Raw genomic sequence first — 21,860 nt, forward strand, 5'->3', positions numbered from 1 at the left:
GTCCTATGGGGAGTGGATCAAATGACAGAACAGAAAAAATTGGACAGTAAAGAAACTGAAAAAGGGATTTATACTGACTTTATTAATCAGATGACTTATGGAGAATATCTGCAGCTTGATCAAATTTTATCAAGTCAAAAAAGGCTTTCTGGCCACCATGACGAGATGCTGTTTATTATTATTCACCAGGTAAGTGAACTTTGGATGAAATTAATCTTACATGAAACAAGATCAGCTATTTCTTCAATAGAAAACGGTAATCTGCATTCAGCTTTTAAGATGCTTGCTCGTGTATCAAAGATTCAGTCTCAGATAATTGAATCGTGGGATGTTCTATCAACGCTTACTCCAGCAGAATATATGGAGTTCCGCGACAAACTTGGACAAGCATCTGGTTTTCAATCTTATCAATATCGCATGATTGAATTTGCTTTAGGATATAAAACGCCTCATATATTAGAAATCTATAAAAAAGATGCGGATCTGCATGAACATCTGACAGCTGCTCTTCATACACCTAGTCTTTATGATGTATCAATTCAGGCGCTTGCTAAAGCAGGCCTCCATATTGATGAAGTAGTATTAAACCGTGATGTAACAAAACGTTATGAGTACAATAGTTCCGTTGAAGCAGCTTGGCTTGAAGTCTATAAAAATGTTGAAAAGTATTGGGATCTATATGAGCTCGCAGAAAAGCTGGTAGACATAGAAGACTGGCTTCAGCAGTGGCGATTCCGTCATATGAAAACAGTTGAAAGAATTATCGGATTTAAAGTAGGAACTGGCGGATCATCTGGTGTTAACTACTTGAAAAAAGTATTAGATCAGCGTTTCTTCCCTGAGCTTTGGGATTTAAGAACAAGTATATAAGATATAAAAGGACGGCTAATCGGGCCGTCCTTTTTGTGTACATAAAAATAAAACCCGGCTCAATAATAAGGGAAGGAACCTTAAGGAGTTAAAAAAATGCCAGAACTGCCAGAAATGGAAACATATCGAATACTGTTAAGTCACAACATCATCAATAAAACCATTACAGACGTGGAGATTAATAGAGAAAAATCAATTAATAAGCATGTAAAAGATTTCACTTCCCACGTTCAAGGGGAGACTATAACCCAAATTAATAGAAGAGCAAAGCATCTTATTTTTGAGTTGAGCTCAGGACAGAACCTTTTATTGCACTTAATGCTTGGAGGATGGATGTTCTTAGGGAATGACAGAAATTCTCCTGACCGGACAAAACAAGTGATTTTATCCTTTGGTGATCTTAAGCTTTATTTCATCGGATTGAGGCTAGGATACCTTCATCTTTTATCAAGCGGTGAATTAGAAGAGAAACTTGCTGATCTTGGACCTGAACCCTTTGAATTGAGTGCGGAAGATTTTGATAAGAAGATAAACAAGAAAAAAGGAGGGTTAAAGCCAATACTAGTTGATCAAAAGTTCATTGCAGGAATCGGTAACTGTTATTCAGATGAGATTTGTTACGAAGCAAAACTTAATCCCCTTAAAAAAGCGAAAGATCTTACAGAGGAACAAACAAAATCACTTTACGATGCAATTAAACCTGTATTAAAGAATGCAATTGAGCTGGGGGGCTATATGGACAACCCGATGTACGAAGGTGATAAGAAAACGGGAGGATTTAATGAGAATCGCCTTGTTTACGAAAGGGAAGGGGAAAATTGCTTTCGCTGCGGAACTAAAATTGAAAGGATAGAAAGTTCGGCCATTAAATCATTTTATTGTCCGAAATGTCAAAGATAATGTTAGGGATTGCATTAATGAGGGAAAGTAAAAGATTGATTCTTTATGGTTGACAGGAGAGTTTCGTTTGTACAGATTAACAAATATTAAAATAAACGAACTGATTAAAATTGACAATCTTACTATACCCGGACAGTCTGTAACTTGTATTCTAGGTCCCAGCGGCAGCGGGAATTTAGGATATAAGCAGTTTTTCAATCAAAGAAGCCAATTGATTCAAGAACACGATTAAAAGGAGCCCTCGTTAACAAGGGCTCCTTATTATTTAAGTGCTTATATGTGTTTAGAAACTTTCTCCATTATCATAATTTAACTGCCAATGAATGCCGAACTTATCTGTAACCTGTCCATAAAGTTTGCTCCAGAACGTTTCTTGCAGTTCCATCACAACTTCTCCGCCTTCTATTAATCCTTCGTATATCGATTTTATTTGGTCCATGTCTTTATTAACAATGGCAAGTGTTACGTTGTTTCCTTCTACAAACGGCATGCCTGGAAATGTATCAGAAAACATTACATTGCTGCCATCAATATTTAAACGGGTGTGCATAACTAAATCTTTAGCCTCTTCCGGAAGTTCGTAACTTGGGTTTGGAGGGGCTTCACCAAACGTCATAATCTGAGGTTTTTCTGTCTTAAATACTTCTGCGTAAAATTCTACAGCTTCACGGCAATTTCCATTGAAATTAAGGTAAACATCTACTGACATTTTTTTCACTCCCATTTATATTTTTTTACGTTCGGTCAATTATATTTTATCATTGAAAAGTACAATATTTCCATAAGTCAATTTTTTAATGCAATTTTAAAAAGGAAAAAACAAGACAGGACTTAGACAATCTGGGTAAGTCCTTGTTCCATTACGAACAAATATTCGTTAAAATAGATAGTGAGGTGAGAACCATGTTTCGAAAAAAATCCATTCAACAAGTTATGGATGTTTTGCGTGAGCCTGACATATCCAAACAAATTGTGCATTGGAAGACGATAGAACCACGGGAAGCGGTATATGTCCCAATTCCGGAAACTTTGCATCCAAATATTCAATCCGCTCTTAAAAAAAGAGGGATTTCTTCACTGTATATACACCAGCTGTCTGCATATGAGACTGCGCTCCGACAAGAAAGCTTTGTTGCAGTTACGCCTACGGCTTCTGGTAAAACGCTTTGCTATAACCTGCCTGTATTACAAGAGGTCGCAAAGAATCCAGAAGCAAGAGCTTTATATCTTTTTCCGACAAAAGCACTTGCTCAAGATCAGAAGGCTGAAATCAATGAACTGATTGATGAGATGGAATTAGATATTAAAAGCTATACGTATGACGGAGATACTCCTGCTAATATCCGTCAAGTCGTGAGGAAAGCTGGGAACATCGTCATGACGAATCCAGATATGCTTCATGCTGCTGTTTTGCCTCATCATACAAAGTGGGTAGCCTTATTCGAGAACTTAAAGTATGTGGTTATCGATGAGCTTCATACATACCGGGGCGTTTTTGGAAGTCATGTAGCTAATGTCATTCGACGTTTAAAACGCATCTGTAATTTCTACGGAAGTGACCCTATTTTTATTTGTACGTCAGCGACAATCGCTAATCCAAAAGAGCTGGCTGAACAGCTTACCGGAAATCCTATGACATTAATTAACAATAATGGTGCGCCAGCGGGGAGAAAACATTTTTTATTCTATAATCCACCAGTTGTTAATAAGCCGCTCAATGTGAGGAGAAGTGCTACACTTGAAGCCCGTAATTTGGCTAAGCTCTTTTTAGAGAATCACATTCAGACAATCGTTTTCGCGAGGAGCCGGGTAAGAGTAGAAATACTGCTTACTTACCTGCAGGAATTGGTAAAAAAAGAATTTGGCACTAAATCAATACAAGGATATCGCGGTGGCTATCTCCCTAAACAGCGCCGGGCTATTGAAAAAGGTCTCCGAAACGGAGATATTATGGGTGTTGTTTCAACAAATGCCCTTGAACTTGGTGTAGATATCGGCCAGCTTCATGCTTGTATTTTAACAGGTTATCCTGGCTCGATCGCAAGCGCGTGGCAGCAGGCAGGACGAGCTGGCAGACGGCAGGATGAGAGTGTTGTCATCATGGTTGCATCCTCATCGCCGCTTGATCAATATGTCATACAGAATCCTGATTACTTTTTCGAGCGTTCACCTGAATCTGCACGCATGAATCCCGATAATTTGATCATATTAGTTGATCACTTGAAATGCGCAGCTTATGAACTGCCTTTTCAGGAAAACGAAAAGTTCGGGAATCAGGAAATAGAAGATGTGCTTGAATTTTTAGTTGATGAACAAGTGCTTCATAAGAGAGGAAAGCATTTTTACTGGATGAATGATTCGTTTCCGGCGCACAACATTAGCTTGCGTTCAGCATCCCAGGAAAACGTTATTATTATCGATCAAACAAATGTGGCAGATGTGAAAGTTATTGGTGAAATGGATCGTTTTAGTTCTATGACTCTTTTACATGAAGAAGCCATTTATCTTCATCAAGGAACTCAATATCAAGTTGAAAAACTCGATTATGAGGAAAAGAAGGCTTATGTACGTGAAGTTGATGTCGATTATTTTACTGATGCAAACCTTGCCGTTTCGCTGAATGTTTTAGAGATCGATAAAGAAACGAAAAATGACCAAAACGCAAAAGCGTATGGCGATGTCATGGTTGTCGCAAAAGCGACGATTTTTAAGAAAATCAAATTTGAAACACATGATAACATCGGTTCAGGTCCAATTCATTTACCTGAAGAAGAACTTCATACTTCAGCAACATGGCTGACTTTTCATAATGAAAATCTTTCTGAGGAAAAATTAGAAGCCGGTTTATTGGGTATTGCACATGTTTTGCGTCACGTTGCTCCTCTTTTTGTAATGTGTGATGCAAATGACTTACATGTTGTTCCTCAGGTAAAAGCCGTTCACAACCAGCAGCCTACTATTTTTATTTATGATCGGTATCCAGGCGGGATTGGTTTAAGTGAAAAGGTGTATGGGTCTTGGGACACCGTTTTAGATCAAGCTCTGTCCATGATTGAAAAATGTCCTTGTGAAAAGGGATGTCCATCTTGTACCGGAACACTCGAAGAAGGCAACAATAGTAAAGCATTAGCTGTAAAATTAATTGCTCAAATTATAGGAGTGCCGCATCATGTCGATTCAAAATAAATTGAAACGACTAAAAAAGCATATGGTCAATCCTGTTTCGACAGATGTCTTTCTTCCTCAATCGACAACTGAAAAGGACGGCAAAATAATTGATCATGCGGAATATTGGAAGAAGTTCGGTGCAACGCCTTACTTTTTTGAGGATGATTATTGCATCATCCGAAAAGTAGAATATCCGCTTGATCATATGTGGGGAAGGTACCGGTTCTCAGATGTCAAGGATGCTGTAAAAAGGTGGCAAGATTTTAAGGCGGCACATCCGCTAAACGCTAAAGGTTTGGATGCGTCTCAGCTTCTTTTCTTCGATACGGAAACGACGGGCTTGAGCGGCGGGGCAGGCAATACAATCTTTATGCTCGGTATGAGCCAGATAAAAGAGGATCATGTACTTGTAAATCAATTTTTTCTGCCTGGTCCAGGTTCTGAAGTGGCATTGTATCATTACTTTTTAAATCATGTAAAAGAGCTTCGGAACTTAGTGACCTATAACGGAAAATCGTTTGATTGGCCGCAAGTTAAAACTAGACATACATTAATACGTGATTATGTTCCTTCTTTGCCGGAGTTTGGTCATTTTGATCTTCTGCACGGAGCGAGAAGGCTTTGGAAAGAATCATTGCCAGCTGTGAAATTATCAGTAGTGGAAAAAGAAATCCTTGGAGTCAACAGAATTTATGATACCCCTGGTTACTTGGCTCCCATGCTTTATTTCCAATATTGCAATGAGGGAGATCCTTCTTTACTGGAGGGGGTCTTTCAGCATAATGAGTGGGATGTACTTTCTTTAATCACGCTTTATACTCATATGTCCAGCCTCGTTCAAGGAAAGAGTACTCGAACGGAAAGAGAAACATTTGAAGCTGCACGTTGGTTTGAAGCTTTAAATGAACAAGAGCGAGCGATTGCTTTTTATAATGAAGTGCTAGATACTGGAGCATCACTTCAATATCAATCAAAGAAATCACTCGCATCTCTATACAAAAAACAAAATCAAATAGATGTTTCTGTTCGATTTTGGCAGGAATTGATCCGGGAAAATAACCTGGATGAAGAACCGGCAATTGAACTCTCTAAATATTATGAACATGCACAAAAAGATTATGAAAAAGCATTATATTTTGCTATTCAGGCTTTTACGATCTGGAAGGGTAAAAAAAGGCTCGTTAAGAAGAAAGAAGAGCAGGAAAAACTGGCGTTTGCAAAAAGAATCGAACGATTGGAGCAACGGATCATCCAATATTCGTAAAAATTCGTCAAATTTATGAATTTATTCAAAATATCTCTTCTCAATCGCCCATGTTTTTTGTAGAATAAGAGAGGACATGAAAATGTTTTTGAAAAAATAAATTTCCCCTCTATTTTATTCCCCGGGTAAGCGCAAAAAACGCCACAATACCTGAAATTTATCGTGTTTTTCGTCAATAATCTGTACGTTTCGATTGTTTTCGCAAAATAAACGGAAATAGAAGAGGGAAATGATATATTTTAGGCATGGAGAGATGGTACGTGAAGCAGTGGATCGTTGTTTTATTTTTTGTAATCGTCGGGTTAACAGTCATGATTGGCAATCAAATCAGTCACACAACACAAAACTTTTAATGGGAAAGCCCGGCTATAGAAAGAGCCGGGTATTTTTCATTAACAGGGGGTTTTTCAAATGCTTCAAACGTTGCTGGTCAGTGGTTATAAAGCCCATGAGCTTGGTATTTTTAGTGACAATCACGAAGGGGTATACTACATAAAGAAAGCACTGCAACAAAGAATTACTTCCCTAATCGATGAGGGGCTAGAATGGGTAATAATCAGCGGTCAGCCTGGGGTGGAGATGTGGACCGCCGATGTTGTCTTTGATTTGCAGCTGGAATATCCTGATCTGAAATTAGCTGTCCTTACTCCTTTTTTAGAACAGGAAACTCGCTGGAAAGAAAATGTGCAAGAAAAATATCAAGAAATTCTCTTAAATGCAGATTTTGTGGATTCAGTCAGTCGTAAACCCTATGAAAGTCCACAGCAATTGAGGGTGAAAAATCAGTTTCTCGTCCAAAAAAGCGATGCGATTTTACTTCTTTACGACGAAGAAAAGGATGGCTCACCGAAGTATTATTTGGATGCCGCCAAGCAAAAGCAGGAAATGGACAATTCATACGAAATATTTTATATTACACCTTATGATTTGGATGTGCTTGTCCAGGAAGAACAATGGAATCGTAACGAGTAAAAGGTTAAAAGAGAAAGAAATTGACATTTACGTCATGTAGTGAAAAAATAATTTTAGAATCTTTGTGTGAGGTGATTCACATGAGTGAACAGCGTTTTCATTTAACAGCAAAAGAAATATTAGAAAAAGACTTTAAACAAGGCTTTCGTGGCTACGATCAGGATGAAGTGGATAAGTTCTTAGATTTGATCATTAAAGATTATGAGAACTTTCAAAAAGAGTACGATGCAGTCGTTCAAGAAAACAACCGCTTGCGTCGCGAAGCTCAAAATTCTTCTGATCAGCCGACTCGACGAATGCCTGCAGTAACTTCAAGCACAACAAACTCAGATATTCTTCAGCGTTTGTCTAACTTGGAAAAACATGTTTTTGGCAGCAAATTATACGATTGATTCCAGTTATTATCCATTTGTTTTTATCAATTCAGCATGCTATAATGAATCTTGCTTTTAAAAAACTAAATCAATAACGTTCGGGTAATCGCTGGACCAGATTTCTGGTTTAGAGGAAAGTCCATGCTCGCACGGATCTGAGATGACCGTAATGATCGTGCCTGGCCAAAAAATAAGCCAGGGTAGCTTGGTTTGCTCTATGAGCTTACTGGGCTAACGGCAGGGAACGCACCTAAGTCTTCGGATATGGTGTTAATACCTTGAAAGTGCCACAGTGACGTAGTCCCAATGGAAACTGCGGGAGTGGAACGAGGTAAACCCCACGAGCGAGAAACCCAAATTATGGTAGGGGAGTTTCCCATTTCGGAACTGAACGAATGGGAGAACAAGAAGCTAAGGCTTTTTGTAGATAGATGATTACCACCGGTGTACGAGGCGAATAGCCGCTTGCAGTACTAAGGAACAGAACATGGCTTACAGAACGTTATTGGTATCCTAATTAAAGCTGAATGAGGGCCCCGCTTACGGGGCTTTTTCTATTTACATAAAAAAGAACAGGGTATACTTATTATAGACAATCAAACGTAAGAATAAGGGAGTTGCGAATATGACTAAATTAAGGCTGATTGCAACGGCTGCAATGGGACTTGAAGCCCTAGTAGCGAATGAAATACGGGCATTAGGTTTTGAAAATGTACAGGTAGAAAACGGAAAAGTCTATTTTGATGGCGATGAAAAAGCACTAGTAAAAGCTAATTTATGGTTAAGAACGGCTGACCGCGTAAAGCTTGTGGTCGGAGAATTCAAAGCGGAAACGTTTGATGAACTATTCGAAAAAACAAAAGCTCTTCCATGGTCGGATTATATTCCGGAAGACGGAGAATTTCCCGTTATCGGCCGCTCTGTAAAATCAAAGCTTTTTTCAGTTTCTGACTGCCAGGCGATCGTGAAAAAAGCAGTAGTTGATAACTTGAAAACCGAATATAACCGTAAAACCTGGTTCCCAGAAGACGGAGCTTTGTATCGTATTGAAGTAGCCATTCATAAAGATATTGCAACACTGACAATTGATACAAGCGGAACAGGTCTTCATAAGCGCGGCTATCGTGAATTGCATTCAGGTGCTCCGATAAAAGAAACCATGGCTGCTGCTCTTATTATGCTAACAAACTGGACACCTGATAAAACATTTGCAGATCCTTTCTGTGGTTCAGGTACTCTCCCAATTGAAGCGGCTATGATTGGACAAAACATTGCTCCTGGTCTTAATCGTGAATTTGCTTCAGAAAAATGGGATTGGATTGATAAAAAAGTATGGTATGAAGCAGTCGGAGAAGCTCAGGATGTAGCAAAGTATGATCTGCCGCTCGATATTCAAGGTTCAGACATTGATCATAAGATGATCGAGCTATCGAAGAACAATGCGATTGAGGCTGGATTTGAAGGTTTTATCACGTTTAAACAAATGCAGGTACGTGACTTTACCACAAGAAAAGATTACGGGTGCCTCGTTACTAACCCTCCGTACGGAGAGCGCTTAGGTGAAAGAGAAGAAGTGGCTCAGATGTACCGCGATCTTGGAGATGCTATGAGACCATATGATACGTGGAGTGTGTATGTTATCACTTCTAACGAAAAGTTTGAAGAATATTATGGCAGAAGTGCAACTAAGAAACGTAAACTATATAACGGAGATCTAAAGACGGATTATTATCAGTTCTTCGGAAAGAGACCGCCGAGACAGCCATCATAAAATTGTCCAGGGATTCGAATTTTGTCGAGGAATATAAACTCCTGGATATCCGACTGTAATTCGTGGATTAAACAGTAAACTCGTGGATTGAAGTCCAAAAAATATGGATTCAACCTGCAAACTTTCGGATTCCTTTATAATATAAATTACTTAAGGCTAGCTCGGTTTGAGCTAGCTTTTTCTATTGAACACTAAGGGTTTTCTTAAGATCAACAATATAATTTCACGTACCGTACATATTTTAAAAGTTTTTATTAAGGTTCACAAAAAATATCACTTTATTACCCAATATTTTGAACGGTGCGAAATTTCAAGTAGAAGCTTTTTCATTTTTTCATTAATGAAAAGTTAGCATTCATATCTAGATGTGCAGGCACCTTTAGATATGAATGCTAACTAAGTTTGTTTAAATACACGTCGATCCTGTACATACTATGCTTAAAATTTATTTAAGGCAGGTTTTATATATGTACGATCAATTCAGCCATTTATCAAGCATTAAGAAGGCTTTTCAAAACCTATATCCTCATCTGGGGAATCACCATAAAGAAGAGATCCACCAGCTGCTTCATCAATCGATTGGTCATGATAACAATATTGATCCATCCTTTGCTCCATACGCAGAAATATTTAAAGAAGATTTTTAATAAAAAATAAAACTGACCAGCAGGACTTTTTTATTGCGTCACGAATTCCTATAGCGGTATGTTTTTTTATGAACACGTGAAGGGATGGATTTTATAATGACGCAAACTAAAGTAAATGTTGAAAAAGATTTTTTAGAGTATGTGAAGAAAATGGTGCATGTAAATGAAGCGATCGGTCTTATGTATTGGGATCTGCGTACAGGAGCACCTAAAAAAGGAGTAGAACAGCGCTCTGAAGTAATCGGAACATTATCTTCCGATGTATTTGCGATGTCTACTTCAGATGAAATGAAAAACTTTATAGAAGAACTTTCTAAGCCCGAAGTTCATGACACGCTATCAGACGTAACGAAAAAAACGATTGAAGAAGTGAAGAAGGATTTTGAGCGCAACGCCAAGATTCCTCCAGCTGAATTCAAAGAGTATGTTATTTTGCAATCAAAAGCAGAGAACGTATGGGAAGAGGCGAAAAACAACTCTGATTTCTCATTATTCCAGCCTTACTTAGAAAAACTTGTAGAATTCAATAAGAAGTTTATTGAATACTGGGGTTATGAAGGAAATAAATACAACACGCTTTTAGATATGTATGAGCCAGGGGTAACAGTTGAAATTTTGGATGAGACTTTCTCAAAACTTCGTGACCGTATCGTGCCGCTTCTTCAAAAAGTAACGGAAGCGGGTCAGCCAGAAACGAAATTCTTGTTCGACCATTTCCCGAAAGATAAACAAAAAGAATTCAGTCTTCATGTGCTAAAAGACATGGGCTATGATTTTGATTCGGGGCGCTTGGATGAAACGGTTCATCCGTTTGCAATCGGACTAAACCCTGGGGATGTTCGTGTAACGACGAAGTATATGGAAAATGATTTCCGCACAGCAGTTTTCGGTACGATTCATGAAGGAGGACATGCTCTTTATGAACAAAATATTTCTGAAGAGCTAGTTGGAACACCTTTATGTTCAGGAACTTCGATGGGTATTCATGAATCCCAATCTTTGTTCTGGGAGAACTTTGTTGGCCGTCACTTCGGATTCTGGAAAAACCATTATTCTACACTAAAGAGTGTTTCGGGTTCTCAGTTTAACGGAGTTGAGCTGGAAGATTTCTATCGTTCGATCAACGTTGTGGAACCTTCATTGATCCGTATTGAAGCTGATGAAATGACATATCCGCTTCATGTTATCGTTCGTTATGAGATTGAAAAAGGATTATTTAACGACGAGATTGAAGTAAAAGATCTTCCTCGTATCTGGAACGAGAAGATGCAGGAATATATCGGAGTTTCACCGAAAAATGATGCTGAAGGTGTACTTCAAGACGTTCACTGGTCAGGGGGAAGCTTCGGATACTTCCCGTCATATGCATTAGGATACATTTATGCGGCACAGCTTAAAAATGCAATGATTAAAGATATTCCGGAATTTGATTCTCTTGTTGAATCAGGAAATCTCCTCCCAATTAAAGAATGGCTGACAAAGAATGTGCACCAATACGGTAAGATGAAAAAGCCGATCGAAATCCTAAACGATGTTACAGGAGAAGGCTTGAACCCAGATCATCTCATCGCATATTTTGAGAAGAAGTACAGTGATATCTACCATTTAAACGGATAAAGGCTTGGGGAGCCGGCTCTCGTGAATAATCCGAGAATGCCGGCTTTTTTTTGCCCAACTAGAGCTGACGGAAATGCTCGGTGCCATCTGAGTTTTCTTTAAAAATGTTTCATTTTTACTGATTTTGTCTAAAATCTATATAAAATGATATTGGGAGGAAGAAAAAATGGGAGCTGCAACGAAAGAGGATATTAAGAACCTACTAAAATTGAGAAAACGTATTGCGGTAGTCGGTTTGTCTGATCAGCCGTTTCGTACATCTTATATGGTCTCGGAATATATGCAGAATGCAGGATATGAGATTATTCCCGTAAATCCTAATGTCACAGAAGTATTGGGACAAAAAGCTTATGCAAAGCTTGAAGATATTGAAGGACATGTAGATATCGTCAATGTGTTTAGGAGAAGTGAGTACCTGCCTGAGGTTGCTCGTTCGGCAGCAAATATTAAAGCTGGTTTCTTTTGGGCGCAGCTCGGTTTATACAGTGCCGAAGCAGAAGAGATTTTGCAAAGTGCGACGATTCCTTATATTATGGATAAGTGCATTAAAGTGGAACATGCTATGATACGGTAGTAATGAACCACCCGCCAATTACGGGTGGTTTTCCCATGCTGTCTTTATTTTATATATCCAAGAACCAAAAAAGAAACTCTTTTGAACTAAAGGTTTTTGTTCTTTAACCGAGAAATAAGAGGAGAATATAAGGACAGAGGTAGTATAGAAACAAACGTTCTGCTATGATAGAAGTACTGCAGTTCGTGAAAGGAGCAACACATTTTGGCAAGTAAATCATTATTTGACTACAACGATGATGCCATACAGGTGCTCGAAGGGTTAGAAGCCGTTCGTAAGCGTCCTGGTATGTATATCGGCAGCACAGATGCCAGAGGTTTGCATCACCTCGTATATGAAATTGTAGATAACGCCGTTGACGAAGCATTGGGTGGATTCGGTGATTACATACATGTGAAGATTCATAAAGATAACAGCATTTCTGTGTCAGATGATGGCCGTGGTATGCCTACAGGAATGCATAAGCTTGGAAAACCAACTCCTGAGATCATCTTTACTGTTTTGCATGCCGGCGGTAAGTTCGGACAAGGCGGATACAAAACATCTGGAGGACTTCATGGTGTAGGTGCTTCTGTAGTTAACGCACTTTCAGAATGGCTTGAAGTAACGATCTACCGGGACGGAAAAACATATCGACAGCGTTTTGAAGATGGCGGAAAGCCTGTTACGACACTTGAAGTAGTCGGTAATACACGCAAAACAGGGACGACCGTTCATTTCAAACCAGACCGTACGATGTTTTCAACGATTAACTATAATTATGAAACACTAAGTGAACGCCTTAGAGAAGCGGCTTTTCTTTTAAAAGGAATCAAAATCGTTCTTGAAGATGCGCGAAATGGCGAAAAAGAAGAATTCCAGTTCGAAACAGGACTTGAAGCATTCGTGCAGTATTTGAACGAAGATAAAGATACACTTCATAATGTCGTTAGCTTTGAAGGAATGCAAAATGAGATTGAAGTAGATTTTGCATTTCAATACAATGACGGTTATGCAGAAAATGTTCTGTCATTCGTTAACAACGTTCGCACAAAAGACGGCGGAACACATGAGTCAGGCGCAAAGACAGCGATTACTCGAAGCATCAACGAGTACGCACGTAAAACGAACCTGTTAAAAGAAAAAGATAAGAACCTAGACGGCTCTGATATCCGAGAAGGGTTAACAGCTGTTGTTTCTGTCCGTATCCCAGAAGAGTTTCTTCAGTTCGAGGGCCAAACAAAGAGCAAATTAGGTACGAGTGAAGCACGATCTGCAGTAGATGCTGTGGTTGCCGGAAAGCTCGCTTATTTCCTTGAGGAGAATCCTGCAATTAGTGAAATGCTCATCCGTAAAAGTATTAAAGCCGCTCAAGCTCGTGAAGCAGCACGCAAAGCACGTGAGGATGCTCGTAACGGGAAAAAGAACAAACGCAAGGATTCTATGCTGAGCGGGAAGTTAACTCCTGCAACTTCTAAAAATCCTGAACGCAACGAACTGTACCTAGTAGAGGGTGACTCTGCAGGCGGTTCTGCAAAACAAGGACGAGATCGAAAATTCCAAGCCATTTTGCCGCTGCGTGGTAAAGTAATCAACACGGAAAAAGCAAAGCTTGCAGATATATTTAAGAACGAGGAAATCAATACAATCATCCATGCGATTGGTGCTGGGGTCGGTTCTGATTTTACGTTAAAAGATGTAAACTACGATAAAATCATCATCATGACCGATGCCGATACAGATGGTGCACATATTCAAGTGTTGCTTTTAACGTTTTTCTACCGTTACATGAAGCCCCTAATCGAAGAAGGGAAAGTATTCATTGCATTGCCTCCTCTTTATAAAGTGAGCAAGGGAACGGGTAAAAAAGAAGTAATCGAATATGCATGGGATGAAGATGAACTAAAAGTAGCACAGAAAAAAATAGGTAAGGGCTACATCATCCAGCGTTATAAGGGTCTTGGTGAGATGAATGCTGATCAGCTATGGGAAACGACGATGGATCCTGACACACGAACGCTGATCCGAGTTCGTATTGATGACGCAGCAAGAGCCGAAAAACGCGTCTCCGTCCTTATGGGAGACAAAGTTGAACCGCGCCGTAAATGGATTGAAGAACATGTGGCGTTTGGCTTAAACGAAGAAACGAACATACTAGATAACGAGAACTTGTCTGCATTCTGAGGAGGTTTAAAGATTGTCACTGCTTGAGAAATTTAGAGAGCTGCCGTTAGAAGACGTAATCGGCGACCGCTTCGGAAGGTATAGTAAATACATTATTCAGGAGCGTGCATTACCTGATGCAAGAGATGGATTAAAGCCCGTACAGCGCCGTATTTTATATGCGATGTACGCGGAAGGAAACACAAACGAAAAACCATACAGAAAATCGGCTAAGACAGTCGGTAACGTAATCGGTAACTATCACCCGCATGGTGATTCTTCCGTTTATGAAGCGATGGTACGTATGAGTCAGGACTGGAAAGTTAGAAACGTTCTGATCCAGATGCACGGAAACAACGGTAGTATCGATGGAGATCCTGCAGCTGCAATGCGTTATACAGAAGCAAGACTTTCTGCGATTGCCTCTGAACTATTAAGAGATATCGATAAAGAAACCGTTGAATTCGCGCCTAACTTTGATGATACGACAGAAGAACCGATCGTGCTGCCTTCTAAGTATCCAAATTTACTTGTAAACGGGTCAACGGGCATATCAGCAGGTTATGCGACTGAAATCCCGCCGCACCACCTTGGAGAAGTTATAGACGCAGTTACAATGCAAATCGATAAGCCCGATGTTTCACTCGATGAACTTATGACCGTTATTAAAGGACCTGATTTCCCGACCGGCGGAATCGTTCAAGGTGTAGATGGCATCAAGAAGGCTTTTGAAACAGGAAAAGGCCGCTTCGTGATTCGTGCCAAAACCGAGATTGAGAGCTTAAAAGGCGGACGTCAGCAGATTGTCATCACTGAAGTTCCTTTTGAAGTGAACAAAGCGAACCTTGTAAAGCGCATGGACGAACTTCGTTTAGATAAAAAGGTAGATGGTATCGCCGAAATCCGTGATGAGACGGACCGTACTGGCTTAAGAATCGTTATCGAACTCCGCAAAGATGGTAATGCAGAAGGGGTATTGAATTACTTCTTTAAAAATACTGATCTGCAAGTTTCGTATAACTACAACATGGTAGCAATTCATAACAAGACACCAAAGTTAATGGGCCTAAAAGCTATATTGAACGCATACATTCAGCATCAGATCGAAGTGGTGACACGGCGTACGAAGTATGATCTTCGAAAAGCTGAAGAACGTTCACACATCGTGGAAGGTTTAATTAAAGCTATTTCGATTTTAGATGAAGTAATCGAGACAATCCGTGCATCAAAAGATAAGCGAAATGCAAAAGACAATATCATCGAGAAGTTTCAGTTTACCGAAGCGCAAGCTGAAGCCATCGTTACTTTGCAGCTATACCGTTTAACGAATACGGATATTACGACACTTCAGAATGAAGCAGAAGAACTCGAAAAGAAGATTGCATATCTTCGTTCAATTTTAGATAGCGACAAGAAGTTATACAGCGTTATTAAAAAAGAACTTTCCGATGTGCAGAAGAAATACGCTGATCCTCGCCGTACACAAATCGAGGCTGAGATTCAGGAAATCAAGATCGATATGGAAGTAATGATTCCTTCTGAAGATGTGATGGTAATGGTAACAGAAGACGGCTATATCAAACGTTCAAGCATTCGTTCTTACAGTGCTTCTAACGGTGAACCGCCAGGAATGAAGGATACGGATTCACTCTTGCTTGTATCTCAGCTGAACACGACAGATACACTGCTTATGTTTACGAATAAAGGAAACTATATTTACCTTCCCGTCTATGAGATGCCAGAAATCCGCTGGAAAGACATGGGTCAGCATCTTGCGAGTATCGTTGGTTTAGATAAGGATGAGAAGCTGATCAAAGCGTTCCCTGCAAAAGAATTTAAGGAAGATCAATTCCTCATCTTCTTTACAAAACAAGGAATGACTAAGAAAACAGAGCTCAGCCAGTACAAAGCAACACGCTATAACCGTACATTGATGGCCGTTAAACTAAAAGGCGACGATGAAGTTGTTGATGTGTCCTTAACTAACGGAAATCAAGATGTGTTCATCGCCACACATTTCGGATATGGATTATGGTTCCATGAAGAAGAGATCAGTCTTGTTGGCCAGCGTGCTGCAGGGGTTAAAGGTATAAACTTAAAAGCTGGAGACCACTTAGTAAGCGGGTTTGCACTTCCGGAAAACCCTGAAACCGCTCAGCTTCTTGTTGCAACTCAGCGCGGTGCAATGAAAAAAATGAAAATCACAGAGTTTGATAAAACGTCCCGTGCAAAACGAGGACTCGTGATGGTAAGAGAATTAAAATCTAATCCGCACCGCATTGTAGGGATGAAACTTGTTACTGATGAAGAGAAACAATTTGTTCTTGAAACGGCGAGCGGCAAGCAAGAAACAGTATCATCTGAAAACTTTAAATTTGCCGACAGATATAATAACGGCTCCTTTGTAGTAGATACAGGTGAAACAGGTGTTAGTACAAGACTAAAGTCATTGATTTCAACAGATAGTTCAAAAGAGTAGCATTCTTGCTGCTCTTTTTCTTCTTTCTATCAGATATGATATAGCAACTTAGAGAAAAGAGAGATACATTATGAAAAGCAATACACATTTGTTAGGCGGAGTTGCGGCAGCTGCACTTTATAAGACAGCTACGGACCTCCCGCCAGATACATTACATCATGAACTTACTTTTTTTGGGGCTGCCGTTTTGGGAAGTCTGCTTCCCGATTTATGTCACCCTGGATCTTATCTTGGAAAAAAGACAAGTTTTTTGTCAAAAACCATTTCTAAAACATTTGGGCACCGCACGGTCACACATAGCTGGATTATGATTCTATTGGTGATGATGCTCCCAAATTGGATCGACTGGACGTATGAAGGGAGTTTAAGTATAGGGTTAGCTGCAGGGGTGGTCAGCCATATCATTTTGGACGCAGCAACTTCCAGAGGGGTTCAGCTATTTTACCCGCTGTCATTTCGATTCCGTTTTCCTCTATACACAAAAACAGGTACGAAGACGGAGAATCAAATCGCAACGATTATAAGTTTAATAGCTGCTATTTTGATGATAAATATCTATATTGTACCGATATTTTAAAGCCCTAACTTAAATAAGGGTTTAATTTCCTTCCTCAATGGTAATACAACAATTGTATACACAAAAAGAGGAGTGGTTGAGAAATGGCTAGAATTGCAACTGTTTTAGCAAATATGTTTGAAGATGTGGAATATACCGAGCCAGCGAAGGCGTTTAGAGAAGCTGGACACGAGGTAATTGTAATCGGTTCAGAAACGGGTTCAACATTAGAAGGGAAGCAAAAAGAGGCACAGGTAACGACAAACGCATCTATCGCTGAAGTTTCTCCTGAAGACTTTGACGCACTATTCATCCCAGGGGGATTTTCACCTGACATTTTAAGAGGCGATGACAAGTTCGTAACGTTCACGAAGCACTTTGCAGATGAAGGCAAGCCTGTCTTAGCAATCTGTCATGGACCACAGCTTTTAATCTCTGCCGAAGTCTTGCAAGGCAGAAACATCACGGGATACAAATCCATTCACGTTGATTTGAAGAACGCAGGAGCAACTGTGAAGGATGAGGAGGTTGTGGTTTGTGGAGGAAATTTAGTTACGAGCCGTCAACCGGATGACATTCCAGCATTTATTAGAGAGTCATTGAAAGTGTTAGAAAAATAAATAGCTTTAACATTAAACAAATGATAGAAAATCGTCTAAGGGATTCCTAGACGATTTTCTTATTTCAATGATATTTTTTTGTTTTATTATCTCTGAATAAATGAATCAACTCTGTTAAAAAATGAAAGAAACTATAAGAATAAATTAGGGAACCGAGTGATTTTCTTGGTAATGAGATTGAAGTTAACCGTTAGTTAAAGCCTTTAATCATTGATAATTCTAAGTTTAGGGAGCGTTTGAATCTATCTCTAGAGTATTGTGAACGATTTCACTCTTTTATACCAGTTTCAAATAGTTTATAATTATCAGAGAGGGTAGAAATTTTATTCAATAAATTATTAGAAGAGTTTTAGATAAATGAATTTAGAAAAGGTGTCTCTCCAGGTGGCGCCTTGTATTTTGTAACACTAAGCAGAGCGTTTACTCGTTTTTGCAAATATAGGTTATAAGGAAGGTTATCATGAGCAGCGTACAGAAAAAAACAGACGTTATCTTAATTGGTGCCGGAGTCATGAGCGCAACTTTAGGATCCTTATTGAAAGAATTAGCACCAGAATGGGAAATCAAAGTATTTGAAAAGCTTCCAAGCGCAGGTGAAGAAAGCTCGAACGAATGGAATAATGCAGGTACAGGCCATGCTGCACTGTGCGAGCTTAACTACACAAGCGAAAAACCGGACGGATCTATAGATGTTAGCAAGGCTATAAAAATTAACGAACAGTTTCAACTTTCCATGCAGTTTTGGTCTTACCTTATAAACAGCAATCTTATTCGGAATCCGCAAGACTTTATTATGCCATTACCGCATATAAGCTTAGTACAAGGGAAACAAAATGTAGAATTTTTGAAAAAACGTTTTAAAGCGCTTTCAAATTATCCCTTGTTTCAAGGAATGCAATTTTCCGAGGACACTGAAAAACTAATTGAATGGTTCCCGCTTATCATGGAAGGCCGTAATTTAAATGAACCGATAGCTGCAACAAAAATTGACTCTGGTACAGATGTTAACTTTGGTGCATTAACTCGGATGTTGTTTGACCACTTAAAGAGCGAGAGCGTTGAAGTCAATTATAAGCATAGTGTGAAAAATATTAAACGCACAAGCGACGGCTCGTGGGAAGTAAAAGTACACAATATGGATAGCGGTGAAATCGAATACCATAGTGCAAAATTCGTCTTTATCGGGGCTGGCGGTGCAAGCCTGCCAATCCTTCAAAAAACAGGTATTCCTGAATCAAAACATATTGGAGGATTTCCAGTAAGCGGTCTGTTTTTGGTATGTAACAATCCAGAAGTAGTAGAGCAGCATCATGCAAAAGTATATGGTAAGGCTAAGGTTGGTGCCCCTCCAATGTCTGTTCCGCATCTTGATACAAGATATATCGACAACAAAAAATCATTGCTTTTCGGACCGTTTGCCGGCTTTTCACCAAAGTTCTTAAAAACGGGTTCGAATTTTGATCTGATTGGTTCCGTAAAACCAAATAATCTTCTTACAATGCTCGCAGCAGGTGCAAAAGAGATGGCATTGACAAAATACCTGATTCAGCAGGTACTGTTGTCGAATGAAAAGCGTATGGAAGAGCTGCGCGAGTTTATTCCGAATGCCAAAAACGAGGATTGGGATATAGTAGTAGCGGGACAGCGTGTGCAAGTTATTAAAGATACTGAGGCTGGTAAAGGAACTCTTCAATTTGGAACTGAAGTTGTAAGTGCTGCTGATGGCTCTATAGCTGCATTGCTCGGTGCGTCGCCGGGCGCTTCTACGGCAGTTCACGTTATGCTTGAGGTATTAGAAAAATGCTTCCCGCAGCATATGAACGAGTGGAAACCGAAAATAAAAGAGATGATTCCTTCTTATGGCGTATCTTTAGTGGAAAACCCAGAGCTTTTCCAAGAAATTGACACCTCAAATGCTGAGACGCTAGGTCTTAGTGGAAAAGACAAACTAGTTTATAGTTAATGCATTGGAATCAATGGTTTATCCTACAAATTTTTTATAGTAATTGACCAACCCTAATAACGGCCAGATAAATTCATAACTATGATACCGAATATAAAAAGCTCCAGGAAGACCGGCTCCCGTTGGATAGTCGGTCTTTTTATGGTTCATCAGCCATTCAGCTGCTCGTTCCACTTCAATTGCTGGCTGATTAGAAATTACAGTCAGCGCATTTAAAGCCCATGCTGTTTGAGAAGGATTACTTTCCTTTAAGCCTACAAACCTTCTCTTCATGTCACTTTCACACGATTCTCCCCAGCCCCCATCTGCATTTTGAATACTTAACAGCCACTGTTTTGCCATTTGAATTCTCTTATTTTGCGGACTAACGCCACATGCTATCAAACCTGTAATTGCAGCCCATGTTCCATATAGGTAACAAACTCCCCAGCGGCCGTACCAGGAGCCGTCGTGTTCCTGGTTTTCCCATAACCAATTTACCGCTTTTTTTACAGAAGAATGATTATGCTTTAATCCATGAAACTTTCCTAAAAACTCTAGTGTTCTACCTGTTAAATCAGGTGTTGAAGGATCTATAAGAGCATCTTTCGCATGTTTAACAGGGAGATTTCCAATCAAATAACGGTTCGTGTTTTTCTCAAAAGCTGCCCAGCCGCCATCATCATTTTGCATGGATAACAACCAGTTAAGACCTCGATCATAACTAGTTTGGTAAACTGTATTCGTTTGACAGAAATGAGCAATCGTTCGAAGGGCTGCCTGTGTATCATCGATGTCAGGATGAATGGTGTTTCCTATTGAGAATCCCCATCCTCCTGGAACAGCATTAAGATTATGAACAGACCAATCCCCGTATTTCGTGTGTTGCTGTGTTAAAAGAAACTGTGCTCCTTTTAATATTGAAGGATTATGAATTGGAACTCCTGCTTCCAATAATGTATATAAAACAAGAGATGTGTCCCAAGTAGTTGAAGGAGAATTTTGCAGATGCAAAGTTCCATCTGCTTCACAAAACATTTTCATTAAGCCGCTCAACGCATTTTGGATGACAGTTGAATCACGTTCATATCCGGATGTTAGGAGACCATAAATCATAAAGATTGTTGTCATGCTGTAGCTTAACAGAGTGCCATCCGGTTCTATGTGATTTTGAATATATGAAAGGAGATTCTCTTTTTTTAAATGGATGTACGAATCTCTAATGTTTAAAAGAGAAAACAAGTTTACCCATTCCTCTAAATGAGAACCTGCATTTTCACCAATATAAAGACATGAGAGATCTGGCGTGTATTTAGATGTAAGTTTCTTTTTTTCATCAGCCATCAATAAAACCGGCGCAAAATGAGCTCTTGCATAGCTGCTGATGTCATACTGATTTATCGGAGCAGTCATTGGCAGAGAAAAAAGGATAGCGGGATCGATCGGAACGTCCGGCCACTCGTATAATCCGTTCATCGCAAGAAAGACTTTGGTCAGGAGATCCGCTTCCTTTAATCCGCCATTTTGAAGAATAAATTTTTTTGCGGATTGAAGCTTGTCATCATTTGATTTAAAATGCTGGGAATAGAGAAGTGCGGTATAGGCTTGTATCGTAGCGGAAAGGTTAACTGGTTCCTCATCAGGGTAGGTTCGCCATAATCCATCTTCTGATTGCTGGGATAGAATACGGTTGGTAATCTGCTTAATTAATTTCTCATTTCTATATTCAATGTTTCTTAATAAGATCAGCATGTAAGCATCTGTAATCAATGAATTTTCAAAACAAAAACGCCATGTCCCGTCAGGTTTCTGCAGGGAAAGCAATTCATTGCATCTTCTGAAAATCTCTTTTTCAAGTTTCCGCATGTCCATATCGACCACCGCACTTTATCTATAGTGGTTACAGTGTATGAGTGGAAATGGTTATCCTATGAACCACGGAAAGTAAAACACTGTTATTTTTA

17 protein-coding genes and 1 other RNA gene are annotated in these 21,860 nt (G+C 39.5%); 16 read left to right on the forward strand and 2 right to left on the reverse strand.

What is annotated here, in order from left to right; all coding sequences use genetic code 11:
• The first annotated feature begins 21 nt into the window (after window positions 1-21).
• Window positions 22-870, forward strand: coding sequence for a tryptophan 2,3-dioxygenase (gene kynA / locus ACFW35_RS08600; protein WP_379845072.1), 849 nt, complete (start codon window positions 22-24; stop codon window positions 868-870).
• Between the two features lie 96 nt (window positions 871-966).
• Window positions 967-1,770 (forward strand): DNA-formamidopyrimidine glycosylase, encoded by an 804-nt coding sequence (gene mutM, locus ACFW35_RS08605; RefSeq protein ID WP_379845073.1) that lies wholly within the window; start codon window positions 967-969, stop codon window positions 1,768-1,770.
• Window positions 1,771-2,053: 283 nt separating this feature from the next.
• Here the strand turns inward: mutM and ACFW35_RS08610 are convergent, their stop codons facing one another.
• Window positions 2,054-2,479 (reverse strand): VOC family protein, encoded by a 426-nt coding sequence (locus tag ACFW35_RS08610; protein WP_379845075.1) that lies wholly within the window; start codon window positions 2,477-2,479, stop codon window positions 2,054-2,056.
• A 194-nt stretch (window positions 2,480-2,673) separates the two neighbouring features.
• Here ACFW35_RS08610 and ACFW35_RS08615 point away from each other — a divergent pair, with 194 nt between their 5' ends.
• From ACFW35_RS08615 to ACFW35_RS08680, 14 genes are all read left to right on the forward strand, one after another.
• Window positions 2,674-4,956: a DEAD/DEAH box helicase gene (locus ACFW35_RS08615; protein WP_379845076.1), complete on the forward strand. Its 2,283-nt coding sequence runs from the start codon at window positions 2,674-2,676 to the stop codon at window positions 4,954-4,956.
• Window positions 4,940-6,202, forward strand: a complete 1,263-nt coding sequence (locus ACFW35_RS08620) for a ribonuclease H-like domain-containing protein (RefSeq protein ID WP_379845078.1) — start codon at window positions 4,940-4,942, stop codon at window positions 6,200-6,202. Before ACFW35_RS08615 ends, ACFW35_RS08620 begins: the two co-directional genes overlap by 17 nt.
• 411 nt (window positions 6,203-6,613) lie before the next feature.
• Window positions 6,614-7,174 carry a DUF1273 domain-containing protein gene (locus tag ACFW35_RS08625; RefSeq protein ID WP_379845079.1) on the forward strand — a complete coding sequence of 187 codons (561 nt, stop codon included), beginning with the start codon at window positions 6,614-6,616 and terminating at the stop codon, window positions 7,172-7,174.
• An 80-nt stretch (window positions 7,175-7,254) separates the two neighbouring features.
• The gene (gene gpsB, locus ACFW35_RS08630) at window positions 7,255-7,566 is read left to right on the forward strand and encodes a cell division regulator GpsB (protein WP_077364143.1); all 312 of its coding nucleotides are present in this window, start codon (window positions 7,255-7,257) and stop codon (window positions 7,564-7,566) included.
• A 76-nt stretch (window positions 7,567-7,642) separates the two neighbouring features.
• An RNA gene (rnpB, locus tag ACFW35_RS08635) (RNase P RNA component class B) lies at window positions 7,643-8,048 on the forward strand.
• Between the two features lie 125 nt (window positions 8,049-8,173).
• On the forward strand, window positions 8,174-9,319 hold the full coding sequence (locus tag ACFW35_RS08640; protein WP_379845081.1) for a THUMP domain-containing class I SAM-dependent RNA methyltransferase: 1,146 nt from the start codon (window positions 8,174-8,176) through the stop codon (window positions 9,317-9,319).
• Between the two features lie 467 nt (window positions 9,320-9,786).
• Window positions 9,787-9,966 (forward strand): hypothetical protein, encoded by a 180-nt coding sequence (locus tag ACFW35_RS08645; protein ID WP_379845082.1) that lies wholly within the window; start codon window positions 9,787-9,789, stop codon window positions 9,964-9,966.
• A gap of 96 nt (window positions 9,967-10,062) precedes the next feature.
• The gene (locus tag ACFW35_RS08650; RefSeq protein ID WP_379845084.1) at window positions 10,063-11,583 is read left to right on the forward strand and encodes a carboxypeptidase M32; all 1,521 of its coding nucleotides are present in this window, start codon (window positions 10,063-10,065) and stop codon (window positions 11,581-11,583) included.
• A gap of 166 nt (window positions 11,584-11,749) precedes the next feature.
• Window positions 11,750-12,157 (forward strand): CoA-binding protein, encoded by a 408-nt coding sequence (locus ACFW35_RS08655; RefSeq protein ID WP_130295358.1) that lies wholly within the window; start codon window positions 11,750-11,752, stop codon window positions 12,155-12,157.
• A 204-nt stretch (window positions 12,158-12,361) separates the two neighbouring features.
• Complete coding sequence (gene parE, locus ACFW35_RS08660; protein WP_379834376.1) at window positions 12,362-14,320, forward strand: DNA topoisomerase IV subunit B; 1,959 nt, start codon at window positions 12,362-12,364, stop codon at window positions 14,318-14,320.
• 13 nt (window positions 14,321-14,333) lie between these two features.
• The gene (gene parC, locus ACFW35_RS08665) at window positions 14,334-16,778 is read left to right on the forward strand and encodes a DNA topoisomerase IV subunit A (protein WP_379845086.1); all 2,445 of its coding nucleotides are present in this window, start codon (window positions 14,334-14,336) and stop codon (window positions 16,776-16,778) included.
• A gap of 70 nt (window positions 16,779-16,848) precedes the next feature.
• Window positions 16,849-17,355, forward strand: coding sequence for a metal-dependent hydrolase (locus tag ACFW35_RS08670; protein ID WP_379845087.1), 507 nt, complete (start codon window positions 16,849-16,851; stop codon window positions 17,353-17,355).
• Window positions 17,356-17,438: 83 nt separating this feature from the next.
• Window positions 17,439-17,954, forward strand: coding sequence for a type 1 glutamine amidotransferase domain-containing protein (locus tag ACFW35_RS08675; RefSeq protein WP_379845089.1), 516 nt, complete (start codon window positions 17,439-17,441; stop codon window positions 17,952-17,954).
• Between the two features lie 460 nt (window positions 17,955-18,414).
• On the forward strand, window positions 18,415-19,917 hold the full coding sequence (locus ACFW35_RS08680) for a malate:quinone oxidoreductase (protein WP_379845091.1): 1,503 nt from the start codon (window positions 18,415-18,417) through the stop codon (window positions 19,915-19,917).
• Between the two features lie 18 nt (window positions 19,918-19,935).
• On the opposite strand, the gene ACFW35_RS08685 is transcribed toward ACFW35_RS08680, so the two are convergent.
• Complete coding sequence (locus ACFW35_RS08685; RefSeq protein ID WP_379845093.1) at window positions 19,936-21,768, reverse strand: terpene cyclase/mutase family protein; 1,833 nt, start codon at window positions 21,766-21,768, stop codon at window positions 19,936-19,938.
• Between the last annotated feature and the right edge of the window lie 92 nt (window positions 21,769-21,860).

This window comes from Fictibacillus sp. NPDC058756 (genome assembly GCF_042746035.1).
Classification (GTDB): Bacteria; Bacillota; Bacilli; order Bacillales; family Fictibacillaceae; genus Fictibacillus.

Coding starts and splice junctions, on each gene's coding strand:
- kynA (WP_379845072.1), top strand. CDS start 22: ATGACAGAACAGAAAAAATTGGACAGTAAAGAAACTGAAAAAGGGATT.
- mutM (WP_379845073.1), top strand. CDS start 967: ATGCCAGAACTGCCAGAAATGGAAACATATCGAATACTGTTAAGTCAC.
- ACFW35_RS08610 (WP_379845075.1), bottom strand. CDS start 2,479: ATGTCAGTAGATGTTTACCTTAATTTCAATGGAAATTGCCGTGAAGCT.
- ACFW35_RS08615 (WP_379845076.1), top strand. CDS start 2,674: ATGTTTCGAAAAAAATCCATTCAACAAGTTATGGATGTTTTGCGTGAG.
- ACFW35_RS08620 (WP_379845078.1), top strand. CDS start 4,940: ATGTCGATTCAAAATAAATTGAAACGACTAAAAAAGCATATGGTCAAT.
- ACFW35_RS08625 (WP_379845079.1), top strand. CDS start 6,614: ATGCTTCAAACGTTGCTGGTCAGTGGTTATAAAGCCCATGAGCTTGGT.
- gpsB (WP_077364143.1), top strand. CDS start 7,255: ATGAGTGAACAGCGTTTTCATTTAACAGCAAAAGAAATATTAGAAAAA.
- ACFW35_RS08640 (WP_379845081.1), top strand. CDS start 8,174: ATGACTAAATTAAGGCTGATTGCAACGGCTGCAATGGGACTTGAAGCC.
- ACFW35_RS08645 (WP_379845082.1), top strand. CDS start 9,787: ATGTACGATCAATTCAGCCATTTATCAAGCATTAAGAAGGCTTTTCAA.
- ACFW35_RS08650 (WP_379845084.1), top strand. CDS start 10,063: ATGACGCAAACTAAAGTAAATGTTGAAAAAGATTTTTTAGAGTATGTG.
- ACFW35_RS08655 (WP_130295358.1), top strand. CDS start 11,750: ATGGGAGCTGCAACGAAAGAGGATATTAAGAACCTACTAAAATTGAGA.
- ACFW35_RS08670 (WP_379845087.1), top strand. CDS start 16,849: ATGAAAAGCAATACACATTTGTTAGGCGGAGTTGCGGCAGCTGCACTT.
- ACFW35_RS08675 (WP_379845089.1), top strand. CDS start 17,439: ATGGCTAGAATTGCAACTGTTTTAGCAAATATGTTTGAAGATGTGGAA.
- ACFW35_RS08680 (WP_379845091.1), top strand. CDS start 18,415: ATGAGCAGCGTACAGAAAAAAACAGACGTTATCTTAATTGGTGCCGGA.
- ACFW35_RS08685 (WP_379845093.1), bottom strand. CDS start 21,768: ATGGACATGCGGAAACTTGAAAAAGAGATTTTCAGAAGATGCAATGAA.